The organism is Myroides sp. N17-2, assembly GCF_002286775.1.
GTDB lineage: Bacteria > Bacteroidota > Bacteroidia > Flavobacteriales > Flavobacteriaceae > Flavobacterium.
In genome coordinates this window covers 99,827-116,964 of sequence record NZ_NSGJ01000008.1, presented here as the reverse complement: position 1 = coordinate 116,964, position 17,138 = coordinate 99,827, and the positions used below count along the sequence as shown (strand labels likewise).

Annotated in this window: 15 protein-coding genes; 2 read left to right on the top strand and 13 right to left on the bottom strand. The window is 32.4% G+C overall.

The features are described 5' to 3' along the window. Positions 1 to 3: 3 nt before the first annotated feature. The 11 genes from CF599_RS05735 to CF599_RS05685 form a co-directional block, all read right to left on the bottom strand. Positions 4 to 1,386: a PP2C family serine/threonine-protein phosphatase gene (locus CF599_RS05735; protein WP_121965088.1), complete on the bottom strand. Its 1,383-nt coding sequence runs from the start codon at positions 1,384 to 1,386 to the stop codon at positions 4 to 6. Between the two features lies 1 nt (position 1,387). Beyond that, entirely contained in the window at positions 1,388 to 2,437 is a 1,050-nt protein-coding gene (locus CF599_RS05730) for a TerY-C metal binding domain-containing protein (protein ID WP_121965087.1), read from the bottom strand. Positions 2,438 to 2,510: 73 nt separating this feature from the next. Beyond that, the gene (locus CF599_RS05725; protein ID WP_121965086.1) at positions 2,511 to 3,149 is read right to left on the bottom strand and encodes a VWA domain-containing protein; all 639 of its coding nucleotides are present in this window, start codon (positions 3,147 to 3,149) and stop codon (positions 2,511 to 2,513) included. A 200-nt stretch (positions 3,150 to 3,349) separates the two neighbouring features. Beyond that, on the bottom strand, positions 3,350 to 4,225 hold the full coding sequence (locus tag CF599_RS05720; RefSeq protein WP_254050244.1) for a hypothetical protein: 876 nt from the start codon (positions 4,223 to 4,225) through the stop codon (positions 3,350 to 3,352). 96 nt (positions 4,226 to 4,321) lie between these two features. After that, a complete protein-coding gene (locus tag CF599_RS05715) occupies positions 4,322 to 5,395 on the bottom strand; it encodes a toxic anion resistance protein (RefSeq protein WP_121965084.1) in 1,074 nt (357 codons plus the stop codon). An 18-nt stretch (positions 5,396 to 5,413) separates the two neighbouring features. Next, positions 5,414 to 5,968 carry a TerD family protein gene (locus CF599_RS05710; protein WP_121965083.1) on the bottom strand — a complete coding sequence of 185 codons (555 nt, stop codon included), beginning with the start codon at positions 5,966 to 5,968 and terminating at the stop codon, positions 5,414 to 5,416. Then, positions 5,958 to 6,764, bottom strand: coding sequence for a phosphoribosyltransferase family protein (locus CF599_RS05705; protein WP_121965082.1), 807 nt, complete (start codon positions 6,762 to 6,764; stop codon positions 5,958 to 5,960). The genes CF599_RS05710 and CF599_RS05705 overlap by 11 nt, the downstream gene beginning before the upstream one ends. Then, entirely contained in the window at positions 6,764 to 7,411 is a 648-nt protein-coding gene (locus tag CF599_RS05700) for an HAD family hydrolase (RefSeq protein WP_121965081.1), read from the bottom strand. Before CF599_RS05700 ends, CF599_RS05705 begins: the two co-directional genes overlap by 1 nt. Before the next feature lie 3 nt (positions 7,412 to 7,414). Next, complete coding sequence (locus tag CF599_RS05695; RefSeq protein WP_121965080.1) at positions 7,415 to 8,095, bottom strand: TerD family protein; 681 nt, start codon at positions 8,093 to 8,095, stop codon at positions 7,415 to 7,417. Between the two features lie 13 nt (positions 8,096 to 8,108). After that, positions 8,109 to 8,684, bottom strand: a complete 576-nt coding sequence (locus tag CF599_RS05690) for a TerD family protein (RefSeq protein ID WP_121965079.1) — start codon at positions 8,682 to 8,684, stop codon at positions 8,109 to 8,111. A gap of 616 nt (positions 8,685 to 9,300) precedes the next feature. Continuing rightward, complete coding sequence (locus tag CF599_RS05685; RefSeq protein ID WP_121965115.1) at positions 9,301 to 9,492, bottom strand: hypothetical protein; 192 nt, start codon at positions 9,490 to 9,492, stop codon at positions 9,301 to 9,303. A gap of 312 nt (positions 9,493 to 9,804) precedes the next feature. Between CF599_RS05685 and CF599_RS05680 the strand changes: the two genes are divergently transcribed. Continuing rightward, positions 9,805 to 10,023, top strand: a complete 219-nt coding sequence (locus CF599_RS05680; protein WP_121965078.1) for a DUF2007 domain-containing protein — start codon at positions 9,805 to 9,807, stop codon at positions 10,021 to 10,023. A gap of 109 nt (positions 10,024 to 10,132) precedes the next feature. Here CF599_RS05680 and CF599_RS05675 read toward each other — a convergent pair whose 3' ends face one another. Both CF599_RS05675 and CF599_RS05670 read right to left on the bottom strand, forming a co-directional pair. Next, positions 10,133 to 12,055, bottom strand: coding sequence for an LTA synthase family protein (locus CF599_RS05675; RefSeq protein ID WP_121965077.1), 1,923 nt, complete (start codon positions 12,053 to 12,055; stop codon positions 10,133 to 10,135). Positions 12,056 to 12,356: 301 nt separating this feature from the next. Continuing rightward, positions 12,357 to 14,282 carry an LTA synthase family protein gene (locus CF599_RS05670; protein ID WP_121965076.1) on the bottom strand — a complete coding sequence of 642 codons (1,926 nt, stop codon included), beginning with the start codon at positions 14,280 to 14,282 and terminating at the stop codon, positions 12,357 to 12,359. A 1,051-nt stretch (positions 14,283 to 15,333) separates the two neighbouring features. Between CF599_RS05670 and CF599_RS05665 the strand changes: the two genes are divergently transcribed. Continuing rightward, entirely contained in the window at positions 15,334 to 17,109 is a 1,776-nt protein-coding gene (locus CF599_RS05665; RefSeq protein WP_121965075.1) for a long-chain fatty acid--CoA ligase, read from the top strand. Positions 17,110 to 17,138: the final 29 nt, after the last annotated feature.

The following is a 17,138-nucleotide window of genomic DNA, read 5'->3' as shown; positions in this document are numbered from 1 at the left end:
TACTTAATATACAATAACCAAAGTTCTATCATCATGATTGCCTTTACTCCAAAAGTCCATCCACAATAACAACTCCTCGTCTGCGATTAAATCATCTACTAAATTAACCTTTATCTGATCTTCATTTTGCCCATCTAAATCCAAAATAAAATCATTCCAATACACTAAATCATCTAAGTTGTTCTCTGTCCCAAACTTTGGATCATAAATTCCATCAGACATTAAGAACAGATGACTGAAGTTTGGTGTGAAGTGTATATTTAATCGTTTAGAAAGTGGTTCTTGGTAGATCTCAGGAATCGTAACAAAACGTGTTCCTCCACCGAACTCTCCTACATCTAATGTATTTAACACCTTAACTGTCTTATTTTCTTTTGAGAAAACAACTATAGGACAATCTCCTACACTAAATGACAAGATAAGATAGCCTGAAGCATACTTCTTACACAGTGTGAACGCTAAAGTAGAATGCATATCGTCTAACTTGATTTGCACTGTATCTGCAAAGGTTTCTAGTTCAGCGAATAGAGCTGTTACACCTCCTGATAATATCTCACTTACCTTACTTAGCATAAGTATTTCAGTCTCTACTATATCCTCATTAAGCAGATTATACTGTTCTAGAATAGCATAATCTAGTGAGTCTAACAACTCTTCATTATTAAAATAACGCTCAATAAAAGAAGTTGCTAACTGTGCTCCTTGTCTAGCATATTGTGCTGATCCTGCACCATCTGCTACTGCTATAAGTGACCAACCTTTACATAAATCAGCAAAGCCAAAACTATCATCTCTATAGCTACCGATATGTGCATGTGATCTCCCTCGCTTAGAAGCCCCTACTACTTTCTTGTCTAAAAAAACACCCTTTCTTGCTACTGCATCACTTTGTGCATACGCACCATTGGGGTCACTTGGCAAATCTTTCCACAAGTTTCTCGGGTTGGCATTAACCATTAAATACACGGCTTTAATCTCTTCGCTTTCTTTGGCTTCTTTCTTATGACTAAAGTATATATCTATTTTAGTCGAAGTCATACTATTGGGAACTCCTGATATCGTTTTAGTGTCTGAATTATAAGTTAGATTCAACACCTCTAGACCTTCAATCTTAGTAATTATAAGGTTCGGATAACGGTCCAAATCAAATATATACTCATACAGCCTATTTACCTCACCATTGGGTAATACTAGATGTTCTTCTTTAAACTCCTCTATTTCTTGATACATCATAAAATGCCCTACTATACTGCTTTGAAATCCTCTTAACCATTCTAACGATTTATCTACTCCCTCTTTAACTAATAATCGATTAACTAATTTCTCGTGTAACTTCTTATCAATTTGAGTATGATTATCTAATACATATTTTAGAAAATCATCCATACTATCCTAATGTTCTATTGATATCAAAGTCCGAATCAGACATACCATAGTGCCCTTCATTACCACACCATGGGCATACATTATACCCATCTCCTGATAAACAGTGAACACCTCCACAGGCACAGGTAGCTAGAGCATAATTATTACCACAACAAGGGCAACTTGGGTTACCTCTTAATTCCTGAGAAGATACCTTTAAGGAATAATCTCTATCCGTAGAGAACTGCTTATAACTACTTTCATCTATTCTAAAGGCTCCTTCAGCGATATAGTTTTTTGACTGCAATCCCCAAAACCCTGAATCTGAAAACTCTCTCTTAAACTTTATTAAATATAGTTTCTCTGTCTTAGAACACTTTCCATTAATGACAACAAATTGATCATCAGAAACAGAGTGATTCTTAGATAAATCTATCTTTTCCACTACTTGCGAATTTACCTTACTCAGGTCGATAGAATCTACATTAGCATTCACATTGACACTTGTAGCTTTAATAGAAGCTGTTACCCAATTAAAGAAAGTATTATATGATTCTGAATTAGTATTATTAAATTGTAATACATGCTCTGTAAGTTTACCTAGCAAATTATAATTCGTGTTTTCACCAATAGATATAGCTACTAAACTACATTTATTTCTATAATTAGTATTCCACTTATCTATTGTTCTTGCTGTAATATCCGTACTATCAGTAGGTATTCCATCTGTAAACAAAAACACGACAGGCTTCCAATCTCCTTTGCGATCATAGGTAGTAGTGACCAAATCATTATCAAATGATTGCATCAAGGTTTCAAATCCCTGTGATAATGAAGTACCACTTCCTATTGGTATTTTTGGTGGATAGAACGTAATCACCTCTTGTAATGGGGTAATGATAGCACTTTTCCCTGCAAAACCTATTATACATATCGACACCGTCTCTAACGCATACGGATCCGTTTTTAGCTCTTTAATAATTGTAGCAATCCCTTCTTGAACTTGTTCTATAGGGTCACCAACCATTGATTCTGATATATCAATTAAAAAATAAATCGGTAGTCTTCTCATATTTACAAAATATCAAACATATACTGTATTTCTCTCATTAATCACTGTGATAAAATACAGGCCGTAGATGTAATTAAAAATTAAAGTTCAACTCTGATGGTGGTGTCGGTAGAGTTAATGATTCTCCTGTTCCTTGTGATTTATTACCCATCTCTATTGATGAACTCACCCACTTAAAGAAAGAAGATAATGTACTAGCGTCTGTTGTATCAAGTTTGACTACATTAGAAGTCAACTCATGTAAGAAAGAAACCTCTGCCTTAGGACCGGCAGCACATCCTACGATAACACCGAAATCTAGCTCTTTTATTTTAGGAATAAAGGCTCTATACTTCATCAAATCTGAAGGTTTACCATCTGTAAATATAAATAACAGCGGTTTCCAATCTCCTTTTTGACTTGTCGTTCCTTTAATTAATTCTTTTTCTACAAGGTTATAGACCATCTCTAGCCCTTCTCCTGTATGTGTCGGTCCACTCTGTGGGCAACTTATCTCTATCGGTTGATAGTTATTTAACTCAATCAATGGCACTATGTTCTCCACTTCTCTATTAAATGTCACTACGCTAAGACACAGTGATTCCATCGCTTGAGGATCTGTACGAAGCATATTGATAAGACCATTAAATCCATTATTTAGTGCTTGTATAGGTTCTCCATGCATAGAACCTGATGTATCTAATAAAAAATACGCTAGTAATCTTCTATTCATAATTTGTTACAGTATAAATACATTTGCTAAAACCTTAAATCTGCAGATAACGTTTAAACGAGAATGAAATTATACAAAACAGAGTAAGATTAGCGATTAAAGCATACATTAGTATGGTTTCAGAGCTAATTGAAGCTATGTAAAGTAGAATTCTTTCGCAGTAAAAGGTAGTTGCAGATTTAAGAATAACCTTACCTAATCTACATACTTCCATCTAGATTAAGATTAAGCATTGCTTTAAGTATATTCGTCTCTTCATCAACTGAAAATGAATTACTTAAAAAATTAATATTATCTAATGTCTCCCTATATTTTTTAATCACATCGAGAACTTCTATAGGCAAATATTCTCGTGCCTTTTTATTATCTAATACAAGCTTCTCATTTTTAATGGTCAAGTCCTGTACGATATCATTTTTTAATCTATTATGAGTTTTATCTAATAACTCTCCTTTTGATTCTTCTAAAAAATAAAACACCTTAGCTTGAACATCGTAAATAAACTCATCATCACTCTGAAAGATTTGAAACAACTCATAGTAATCTCGACCATATGCATATCCGCAAATAAAACGTACTTTAAAACCATTGATATTCAGTCTTCCGATTAAACGGCTCTCTATCTGAATACCCTCGTACTCATAGAAGCGGAGTCCTTCTTCTCTCTCAAAATAAGAGTTACTATCTACATCATGATAATAATTACTCCCGTACATTCCCGAAAAAGAAGAAGGATCCTCTACTGTATTACTTACTTCTACACCTGTTAATCTCTCATATATATCAGATAGATACTGACCTACTCTAGCACTGTAAAACTTGCGTTCTGTATCAAAGTCATTCTCTGTTCTATTTATCTGTCCATATCTACTGATAAACTTATTATTCACTTCTATTTCTTTTAGATTTAAGACAATCTGTGCTTCCTTACGTCTCTTTATCTTAGTTAACAATTCAAGTAAACTATCTGTAAACTGAAGATGAAAAAGCTCTAGTTTATTGTAATCCAACAAATCGTCTTCATTATCCTTAAAAATAGAATGTACTAACTCTGTTTTTATGAAGATGCTAATCAAATCGGATTGTTTATAGAAATTGCTAAGAAGCTTTAATCTTACGATTCTTCTTTGACTATCTCTTAATATTAAATCTTTTTGATCCAACAAATTAACCTATGAATTTTTTAAATTATTTCTTAATTCAGTTTCTAATTTCTGCAAGTCAGTATCTAATTGTTTTCTACTAAGTGCCCCTTCAGTCTGTATCTTTTTCACATCATTTAATGTGTTGATTAGAGACGTAGTCGTTGCTCTTAATGTTTCCACAGATACTATAGTCTTTTCATTAGCTTGTGCTACTTGACGACTATTTTGCCCTAAACGCTCTGCATTTTTACGTAAAATTTCTTCTGTTGTAGAAGATATTTTTTGCTGCACTTCGATGTGCTGTTGTTGTCTATGCATTGCTACAGCTAACGTTAACTGATTCTTCCACACAGGTAATGTAGTAGTCAGGATAGTCTGCGCCTTCTCTGCTATAGAGATATTATTACTCTGAACTAATCTTACCTGTGGTAGAGACTGAAGGATAATAATACGTACTACCTTTAAGTCAGCAAGTCTGCGATCTAATCGATTCACAAAATCTCTCTTATCTGAGATCTCATAATCTTGATGTTGATCAGGCTTAACTTCCATTTCCATTAACTCTGCACGAGAACGCTCTAAGCGCATAGTTCCTGCTATGATATACTTTTCTAAATCTTTCAAAGACTGCACATTAGACTCAAATATAGTCTGTAAGACTGCATTATCCTTAGCAGAATTAATGATACCTGCATTTACTTTATGTGAGATAGAATCTATATTATTAACGATTTTATCATACTTAGCGAATAAGTTCTCTACTTCTGTTACAATCTTTTTCATAAAAGGCAACCTTCTCAAGAATCCTCTTACTTTATTATTTTGTAACTCATCCACATCCACATAGTTAAGTTCGATTAACAGTCCATTAATCAACTCTCCTACTTCTCCTGAATTAGAGCGACGTACATTGCTTAAGAAAGAATCACTCTGATTCGCTAAACTAGCTTGTAACTCAGACCCGTAGTTTAAGATAGAGTTTGGATTACTCTCATCTATAGAGTTAGCCACTATTTCATACTCACTCGTATCTACAGTTGCTAAAGTATCTAATGCTACATTGCCCTCCTTATCTATCAATATTAACTCTTGCTTATCCATACTCATAAGGTTATTGTTTTATTGAAATTTCTCTACATAAGCACCTAGTCCATCGCGTTGTCCACTTCCAACAGCTTCGAACTTCCATTCTCCATTTCTCTCATAAAGTCTACCGAATTCAACAGCTGTTTCGATTGAGAAATCCTCATCTAATTCATATTTCAACAACTCTTCTTGACTTCCTGAATCTACCACACGGATAAATGAGTTTCTTACTTGTCCGAAGTTTTGTTTTCTTGATTCAGCTTCGTGAATAGTTACTACTACAATAATTTCATTTACAGCTGAGTCGATTTTAGTTAAATCAATATTGATTTGTTCATCATCTCCGTCACCATCTCCTGTCAAGTTATCTCCTGTGTGAATTACTGATCCATCAGGGCTCTTTAGGTTATTATAAAAAATAAAGTGACTATCTGATACTAACTTTTTATTCTCTCCTAATAAAAACACAGATGCATCTAAATCAAATGCACCACCTGTAGATGTTTCATTCACATCCCATCCTAAACCTATTGTAAATTTAGGAGCATTAATATTTTGTCTTTGCCCCTTTTGTAAGTTAATTGCCATAATAAAGTTTTTTTAAATTTGTTTGATACTCTTCTATTTGATGATAATCATTGCTTATAGCCAAGTCAAAAAGCTTCTTTTTCTTCTCCTCTGCTATGTTATTAAACACATAAGTAAACTGATCTTCTGCCAGATTAAGTATGTATTTAACCACACGTGTATTGAATTTAAAGTTGTTTGAGTTCACTAATTCTATCAATGACTTTTCATCTGCTATGGTATAGTAATTAAAGAAGTTCTCTATCTTCGGATCTAAATCTAGATTGACCACTTCAGCATAATACAGAAAAAAGAAGTTCCCTTGTACATCATATTCATTAAGAATCTTCTTAACGGTGTACTCGTGACTTCCTGTTATCTTAATATCATCTAAAAACACACATAGCTTATTTTTCAACAGCTCCCTGTCGATATAATAAGTATCATTTGCTATTAAATTCTTTCTATCTTCGAATGATAGATTTCCGTAATCTATTGTATATGTTTGTTTTCGGTGTATTTTACCCAATTTAGACGAACTATGCCCTTTTAAGAATAAATACCGATCTAACTCTATTTTAAAATAATAACACAGGTAGTTTGACGCAGTCGGAATAGCCATATATGGACTAGGAAATATATAAATCTCCTCTGTCATTAATTGATCAGCATATTCTTTTATAAAACCTTCAAAAAGTTCTTTAGCAAACTGCTCTGCTACGCGAACATTCCCAAACTTAAAAACACTATAATCCGATGGACTAAATGTAAACTGTTCGTTATTATCTATTTTGTGTAAACTGTATCTACTAATCATCATTTAATTAAATATGCACTAAACCCTGCTCCTAAAGCTCCTTGATAATCCGACACCTCGTTATCCCCGATATGAATAATCTCCTTATTCATAACAGTAGGGTTAACTTGATCCCGAACCAACTTAAAAATCTTAGGGTTTGGCTTAGATAGATCTACTTCATCAGAAAAAATTAAAAAGTCAAAATATTGAAGCATTCCAATCTCTTCTAAATACTTTTTAATTGTCCTCCCTTTGATAAAACCAGTATTACTTAATACATTCAGCGTACAGCCGCGATTCTTTAATGCTAAAAAATCCGCAGATACAAAATGATTAAGTAATACAGGAGGATAATTAAAAAACAACTTTTCTGATTCTACATAGAACAATTCTAATTCTTGTTGACTTGGCTGTATATCGAACCTTCCTAGTATCAGAAGATACATCTCGTAAGTATCCATATTACCACCTGTGGTCTCATTGATCTTATTACACAACACATCATAGTGTCTCAAAACTTTAACAACCTCCTCTATAGACTCTTTTATACAAAAGAAATCCCTAAACAGATGAGCTCTCTTAGCTTTAAATTCAGGATGTGAACGAAACAAGGTTAACCATAAATCAAAAGAATAATGCTTATACGATCTAGAATCTATATCCATATTCTATTTATAATCTTTAGAAATTCTATCGATAGTATGTACGAACATGTTATCATCAGTAGCATCTCCGATAGCGTCGAACTTCCATTCTCCGTTTTTCTTGTATAATTTAGCTAAGATAATTGCTCTCTTCCCTCTATAGTTACTATCCGTAACGATATCATAGTTAGAGAATACACTGTTCACACGTGATGGAGTTCCCTCGTACATTCTGATTTTAGCAAATGGTATTTGAGCAAAGTCGAAGTTCTGTCCTTGATTTAAATAAATATTAATGAAGAAATAAATCTTTTCTACATTTGAATTAACTTTACTCAAATCTACAGTGATAACTTCATTATCTAATCCATCATCTCCTCCCACATCTCCCTGACGGTCATCACCACTGTGGCGAAGAGCTCCATCGTAAGACTGTAATTTTCCTAGAGGAATGTTATTCTTAGATAACCAAGCGTTATAATCCGGAGAATATAACCAATCAACTATATTACCTGTTGCATCAAGCATAATACAACTTAAATCTAAATCTACATCCTCTACAACTTTTTTAGTTCCAAAACCAAATAGTCCTGATTTAGTAGTTTCGATTGCTCCCCAGTTAACTCCCATACAAAAATTAACAAGTGATTCTCCAGATTCTTTTCTTAGGTCAATTTTTTGACCTTTCTGTAAATTAATAGCCATTTTTTATTATGTTTTATTTAATAATCGTTCCACTGTAATACTTCTCTAAGAAGAAGCCTAAATCTGCCTGATAACCTATACCTGAAGCCTCAAACTTCCATCCACCGTTTCGTTTATATAATCTACCGAATTCTATACCTGTCTCTATAGAGAAATCTTCATCTAATTCATACTTCGCAATCTCTTCTCTTGTATTATTATCTACGATGCGGATATATGAGTTTCTAACTTGACCGAAGTTTTGTCTACGCTCTTTAAATCCTTCTATTGTCACAACAAATAAGATTTCCTCTACACGGCTATCTACTTTACTTAAATCAACAACGATAGCTTCGTCATCATCACCATCACTGCTATTTCCAGAAGGATCATCACCTGTGTGAGTTAATGCCCCATCAGGAGATTTTAAATTATTGTAAAAAACAAAGTATTCCTCTGTTACTAACTTACGTTGCCCATCGATCATAATCGCTGATGCATCTAAGTCAAAATCGTGACCTGTTCCTTCATTAGGATCCCATCCTAATCCGATAGTTAAATTGTTTAACCCAATGTCAATCTTTTGACCCTTTACTAAATTAATCGCCATTTCTTTATTTTTTTAATTCATTTCACAACAAGTAAAAATTGTCAACATTTGTCAATGTTTTAAATAATAACAACACAAAATCCACAATAATACCTAACAAACTTATAATAAAATTTTCACAAAATTTACAAAAACTATATAATTAAAAAATATACCTCTCATAGATCATTACGGTAATACTTCTCTATTATTTCGAGTAAAAAAATGCATTAATCTGACAATATATCTTGATAATATTACAGAAAACGGAAGTAAAATATAATCGCCATATTCACTCTTTATCACTATATCAACTAAAGTTTATCCGAATAAGCCATTATAAGACTAACTATGCTAAGAATACTATATTCAACTTTTATCCAAAAAGGATACTTTTATCTCATTAATCTTATATAAACAAAAAAGACCTCACTCGTTTTCGAATGAAGTCTTAACTATTTTATTCAGAGTAAGTGCTAAACACATAACCAAAAAGCAATTATACGATATAAATCTACATTAGATTAAAGCACTTTATAATATGCTTTTAGAGCTAATGAAGAAGCTACGAAGCAGAATTACTCTCTAGTATTTGGCTAATACTAATACTGAGTTTAGCACTACTTTAAAGAGTCTACTAAACCGTCAACTCTTTAACTATACCATGCCATAATGGGGGGAGATTAGTAATACTAGCCCACTTCTCGTATCCAATATTTTTAACGATTACTACAGCTTCAGATATCTGCTTTCTAGAGGCACTCTTATTTGCTATTGTCTGTGCTATACTTGTCAATTCACTAAATGCCTTGGTTTCATCAATTTTCATAAGCGTCTTCATTTATTAAATAATAAATCAACTTAAACCAAATAACAATTTCCTACATTATCACTTTGGTGTGTTTTTCATTTTAAAATTATACATCATAAATGCTATGTTTTATTTTGACATGAAATTATCCTTATTTAATTCATCTCGTATTTCAACATACATCAATGTTACTTTAGAATTCTAATTCTTTTATTAAGATAATACTTTTTTATTGAATAGCAAACCATTAAAAGTGTTAAAAATAATTTTAACCTATTCTTAAAACTACTTTTTAATAAAAGTCATATCTTAGTTATAAATATTACAATTATGAGTCACAAAAAACTATTTGCAGGTAGCGAAATGATGGTACTTGCTGTAAGAAATCTTTTAGAAGAGAACGATATTTCTTATATTATAAGAGATGATATTGATTCAGCTATAGGAGCAGGATATGGCGCACTCGGCAAAGCTGTAAACGTACTTGTCAATGAAGAAAACCTAGAAAAAGCAAAAGCTTTATTAAAGGAAAATGACCTAACCGAATAAAAACAACGAAGCACCTTATATAAGGTGCTTCGTTGTTTTATACTGCGCCATAACTTTTATTAAGGCCAACTGTAATAAGATGCAAGAGTATTCCGCCTCTACTTATTCTTTACTTATCTAATTTCTTATCGATAATACGGGCAAAATAATCTTGAATAAAGGCTTTACATTTTTTCTCTAATAACTCCATTTCTTTATTCTTTTTACTGATAAGGTTCGTTTTAAGTCCCTTGTCATTGATATCATAGAATCCTGTTACTTCACTTCCGTTAAATCTCACAATATAATTACCCTCTTGATAAGTGTATTCATTACCCCCGTAGTTTATCGTATAAGGCACAGTTTTATTATCATTTATCAAACTTCTTCCCCAGCTTCTAAACGGTTTATTATACCCTATTAAATCTAATACAGTCGGATAAATATCTATCTGCTGTGCTAGTCGCTTATCTACACCTTTTACACGCTCATCAGGTGTATATATTAGAATAGGCACAGCGGTACGATTGACTAATTCTTTATATACATCATAATCTATCTGATTAGTATGATCTGCGGTAATGATAAAGATAGTGTTTTTAAACCAGGACTCTTTACTACTCTCTTCGAAGAACTTCTTAAACGCATAGTCCGTATACCCTATTGTCTTATGGATAGGTAAATTTCCCATAGGGAACTTACCCTCATATTCAGCAGGAAGTTTAAATGGTTCATGTGAAGACACACTAAATAATGTAGCAAAGAAAGGTCCTTTTTTCTCACTTAATGTCTGCTTCATATATCTAAAGAATGGCTCATCCCAGATACCCCAAGTCCCATCAAAGTCCTCATCATTATTATACTCTGACATACCATAATAATGATCATACCCTAGTATATTACCAAAACCTAAGAATCCCATAGACCCATTAGCAGCTCCATGAAAGAAAGAAGTATCATATCCCTTAGATTTTAAAGTAGATACTAAAGACTCTATTTTTTGTTTAGGATATGGGGATGATGTAAATGCTTCTTCAAATGAAGGAATACCTGCTATAATAGAGGACACTCCATGAAGAGATTTATAGCCATTAGCAAATGCATTAGGAAAAATCAAACTATGCTGAGCAAGAGAATCTATAAAAGGAGTATAACTCTTATAATCTTTAATATTCATATCCTTATTAAAAGCACCCATATACTCACGACCGTAACTTTCTGTGATAAACAAAACAATGTTAGGTGTATTCGATTTATTCACATCATACTGTTTCACACCACTAACATACTTTTTAAGCATCTTCTGTTCCATAAAATTCACTTTCTTATAACTAGTCTTACCTATGGTACGAAGAATAGCAAAAGGTGTATTTAAAACAATATCTCCATGCTCAGGTTTAGCTGTATATCTATTTGCATCTACTATATTAATAGGTCTACTTTTTTTTGTAAAACCCCCTCTTATTCCACTTACCACTCCTAAAACAGCGATAGGCAATATAATTAAAGTAGTTAATAAATAATGCTTGGTAGATTCGACTACATAATACTTAATCTTAACTCTATTATATAAATAGATCCAAAGAATAGAAGTAATAATTAATAAAGCCCAAGCTGACCAATAATTAATTAAAAAATTAGAAATCAATACTGCTTTATTCTTCTCATGTTCTAAACTATCAAAAACACTGATAGTAGTTCTAGATAAAATAAAACGATAATATATAAGATCTACATAGTTAGTAGCATAAGCAAGTAAATTAGGTATAAAATAACTGTAGAACACTACTTTCTGATAGCTTGGTTTAGTATTTATAAACAATGGTAATATTGATAGCAAAATGAACAATATACTCATGTAGAAAATAGACATGCTATCAAAAGATAATGCATAAAAAGACAGTTCTAAAAATTGTTCTACTGAAGTAACGTTTAATAAATCGGCATTATAATAATAAAAGAAAAAACGAGCTATAAAGTAAAAGAAAAAAGCTAGTAATAATCGGTATATCATCACCAGTATTTCTTGGGTTCTGAATCTATTAGTTAACATATATTAGAGTGGGGAATCGTTAATTATCACTAGCAAATTTAATCAAAAACCACCCCTAAAACCTTAACCTAGAACAACTTTGTGATTCTCCATTTTTTATTAAAATTTTAATTAAAATGAACAAAAAAAAACTCTTAAACGGATTGAATAATAATGAACAAAAGACATCACCACATCTCATTAACCGAATACATTTCACTTTAAAAATTCATTAATCTCATTTCAGTTAAAATGCGAGTTTCCCAAAATAAAAGAGCACCTCTACTGAAGGTGCTCTTTTAATTACAACATTAATGTCTATTTACTTATCTAATTTCTTATCGATGATACGGGTAAAATAGTCTTGTACGAATGCTTTAGTCTTCATCTCTAAACGTTCCATCTCTTTATTCTTCTTACTGATAAGGTTCGTTTTAAGTCCCTTGTCATTGATATCGTAGAATCCTGTTACCTCTTTTCCATTAAATCGTACGATATAATTTCCTTCTTGGTATGTATATTCATTACCACCATAGTTTATTGTATAAGGCGTAGTTATCGTGTCGTTAACTAGACTGCGTCCCCAACTTCTAAATGGCTTATCATACCCTATTAAATCTAATACAGTCGGATAAATATCTATCTGCTGTGCTAGTCGCTTATCTACACCTTTTACACGTTCATCAGGTGTATATATTAGAATAGGCACTGCTGTACGATTCACTAATTCTTTATATATATCATAATCTATTTGATTAGTATGATCTGCAGTAATGATAAAGATGGTATTTTTAAACCAAGCCTCTTTACTGCTCTCTTCGAAGAACTTTTTAAATGCATAATCTGTGTACCCAACTGTTTTATGAATAGGTTGGTTTCCCTTCGGAAACTTACCTTCATATTCTGCAGGAATATTAAATGGTTCATGTGACGACACACTAAATAACGTAGCAAAGAAAGGTCTTTTTTTCTCACTTAATGTCTGCTTCATGTATCTAAAGAATGGTTCATCCCAGATCCCCCAAGTTCCATCGAAGTCTGCATCATTATTATACTCTGTCTTACCATAATAATGATCATACCCAAGTATATTACCAAAACCTAAGAATCCCATAGACCCATTAGGTGCTCCATGGAAAAATGAAGTATCATATCCCTTAGATTTTAAAGTAGATACTAATGATTCTATTTTCTGTTTAGGATAAGGTGATGATGTAAAAGCATCTTTAAATGAAGGAATACCCGCTATCACAGATGACACACCATGTATAGATTTATACCCATTAGCGAATGCATTAGGAAATATTAAACTGTGCTGCGATAATGAATCTAAAAATGGAGTATAACTCTTATAATCCTTAATATTCATATCCCTATTAAAAGCCCCAATATACTCACGACCGTAACTTTCTGTGATAAACAATACTATATTAGGTGTACTCGCCTCATTTGTATTATACTGTTTGACACTGCTCACATACTTATTAAGGGTAGCTTCATCCATATACTCTACCTTCTTAAAACTAGTTGTTCCTAACGTACGAAGGATAGCAAATGGAGTATTTAAAATAATATCTGCATGCTCAGGTTTTTCAACATATCTATTGGCATCTATGATATTTAGAGGACGCGTTGATTTCTTAAGATCTCCACGTACACCTGCTAATACCCCTACACCTGTCAAAATAATAATAATAACACTCAATATCCAGTAAGCACCTTTAGCCTCTACTTTTAAAAATCTAGTAAACTTCACTCGCTTATATAAGTATACCCATGCCACGCATAATATAATACAAATAATGAATACATGCCAGTAGTTAACTAAGAAATTCATAAACAACTGTCCCTTATTAGACTCGTGTTCTAAACTGTCGAACACCGCTATAGTAGTACGTGAATAGATAAATCTGTAATAAATAAAGTCAATAAAATTAGTTGAATATGCAATCAAGTTTGGTATAATATACGCATAGAACACCACCTTCTGATATCCTTTTTTAGTATTGATAAACAAGGGTAGTATAGATAGTAATATAAACAGTAGATTGACATAAAAAATAGCCATCCTGTCAAATGTAATTCCATGGTACGCAAGCTCCATAAACTGACCGAAAGAATCCACATTTAATAAATCACTATTGTAGAAATAAAATAAGGTACGAGCGATGAAATAAAAGAAAAAGGCCAAGAACAATCTATACCCCATTACTAATAGTTCATTTAATCGATAACGATTAGAAATCATAAGTATTCATTTTTATAGAAACACAAACTTAATCATTTCTACTCTGAATTATAGAAGTAGATAAGGCATTTTATATCTAATTAGTATAATTATCTACTTTCGACAATCTATCCTATTAAAAACAAAGCTTTTTTAGATTTATTGCCCAGTATTTTACCTAGAATAAGTGATAAACATCTAACCGAAAAGAATTATGAAGTAGAATAGCCTTATAGTATTTGGCTAAAACTGTTTACGAGTTTAATAAAACACTGAAAGACAACAAAATAATACATTTTATTGTGTATATTTACAAAACACTGAATACCAAATTTCACACTACTTTTCAGACCCATCTTCTAGGTCAAATTTTAAAACAATTAAATCACGAATTAATAAGATAACTTAAGCGTATCTGTGCAGTTTTCTTTGGAGTGAGTCCATAGTGAGTCCATAGTGAGTCCATAATGAGTCCATAGTGACTCCATTAAAAAGGTTATTTTAATGGAGTCACTATGCAGATATAATGCTATCACTATGCAATCACACAAAGCAAGATAGCAACTTCATAAATAATAATTGGAAAAAAAAGGAGGTTTTGAGATAAGTATAAAGAAATACAATCCAGAACTATATGAATATCAATAATTTATAAATAAATACAGATACATTTAGAATGACAAAGTTACGAATTAAAATATAACATTAATGAAGGAGATTGGATAGAATAAATTCAATTTCAAGATAACCTCACCATCTAAATAGCAATAACGGTTATTTTATCTACCTAAAAGCAATTATTCTCAAAATTAAATTACCCCAATTAACCGATGTATCATATAGAAACCTCCTCACTCTTCATATTTTAAATAAAAAACAACAACTGAATATCAATACCTTAACAACTAAACATATAATTCAACTGCATTTTACTAGAATAACGAATAATGTAATTTAGAAGAAAATCAACTAAAGGAATAGCAATCAAAATATTTAAAACTTGTCAAGTACACATTAAATAGAGGAAATCATATATTTTTTTCGTACTTTGCGTTAGCTAATTAATGATAACATGGTAAATCCTACAAGACTTTTTGATATTCCTTATTTCCAAAATGCACATTTTCCTCTAGCGGAAGCTTTAGTCACTAAAGTAAACGGAGTATGGGAAAAGACATCTTCACAGGAATATATAGACAAAGCTAATATGGTCTCACGTGCCTTACTAAACATAGGCATTCAAGTGAATGATAAAATAGCTGTCATCTCTGCTAATAACCAAACTAAATGGAATCTTTTAGATATTGGTATATTACAAATCGGCGCTCAGAACGTGCCCATCTACCCTACTATCTCAGCTGAAGATTATCAGTTTATCCTTAGTCACTCTGAGGCAAAATACTGTGTCGTGTCAGACCAAGAGATTTATGACAAACTAATGAGTGTTAGAGATCAATTACCCGAATTAAAAGGTATTTGTTCATTTGATAAAATCGAAGGATGTAAGAACTTTGATGAAATACTTGCTTTAGGTATCGACACTTCTACTCAAGCAGAAGTGGATCGTATTAAAGATACTATCACTCCTGATCACTTAGCTACACTAATCTATACTTCAGGAACTACAGGTAGACCTAAGGGAGTTATGTTATCGCATAACAATATCTTATCTAACGTATTAGGAAGTTGGGAACGCGTTCCATTTGGTCGTGAAGATCACTATAAAGCACTTAGTTTCCTACCGCTATGTCACGTATTCGAAAGAATGCTTATCTATTTATACCAATTCTCAGGGACATCTATTTACTACGCAGAGTCTATCGATAAAATGGGAGACAACTTAAAAGAAGTTAACCCTAACGTAATGACTGTGGTACCTCGTCTATTAGAGAAAGTATACGATAAAATATTCGCTAAAGGTTCTTCATTAACAGGGATTAAAAAACGTATTTTCTTCTGGGCTTTAGAGCTTGGGTTTAAGTACGAACCATACAATAGAGGCGCTTTCTATAACTTCCAATTAAAAATCGCTAGAAAACTAGTATTTAGTAAATGGCAAGAAGGATTAGGAGGAGAAATGAAGATAATCGTTTCAGGTAGTGCTCCACTTCAAGCTCGTTTATCTAGAGTATTTAACGCTGCAGGTATTCCTGTGATGGAAGGATATGGTCTAACAGAGACTTCTCCTGTTATTTCAGTAAATGATGCTCGTAATGGTGGGTTGAGATTCGGAACAGTAGGTCGCCCTTTAAGCAATGTAGAGGTAAAAATAGCAGAAGATGGTGAGATACTATGTAAAGCTCCTAATGTAATGTTAGGTTACTTTAAAGATGAAGAAAAAACAAATAGCGTTATTAAAGACGGTTATTTCCATACAGAAGATATCGGTAAGATAGATGAAGATGGTTTCTTACACATTACAGATCGTAAAAAAGAAATGTTCAAGACTTCAGGAGGTAAATATGTAGCTCCACAGATGATTGAAAATATGATGAAACAATCTCGTTTTATCGAGCAAATAATGGTAATCGGTGAAGGAGAAAAAATGCCTGCAGCCTTTATCCAGATAGACTTTGACTTCGTAAAAGAATGGGCACGTCGCAAGAGATATGATATCGGTACTACAAATGAAGAAATCGTCAAAAACCCTAAGGTTATAGAACGTGTAGCTGCAGAAGTAGAAGAAATCAATAAAAAGTTTGGTAAATGGGAACAAGTTAAGAAATTTGAACTTACTCCGGACGTTTGGAGCATTGATAGCGAACACTTAACACCTACTTTAAAACTACGTAGACGCATCATTTTAGCGAAACACCAAGACCTTTACGATAAAATTTATAGAGGTTAATTACAAAAATTCTCACTTAACGAATAAAT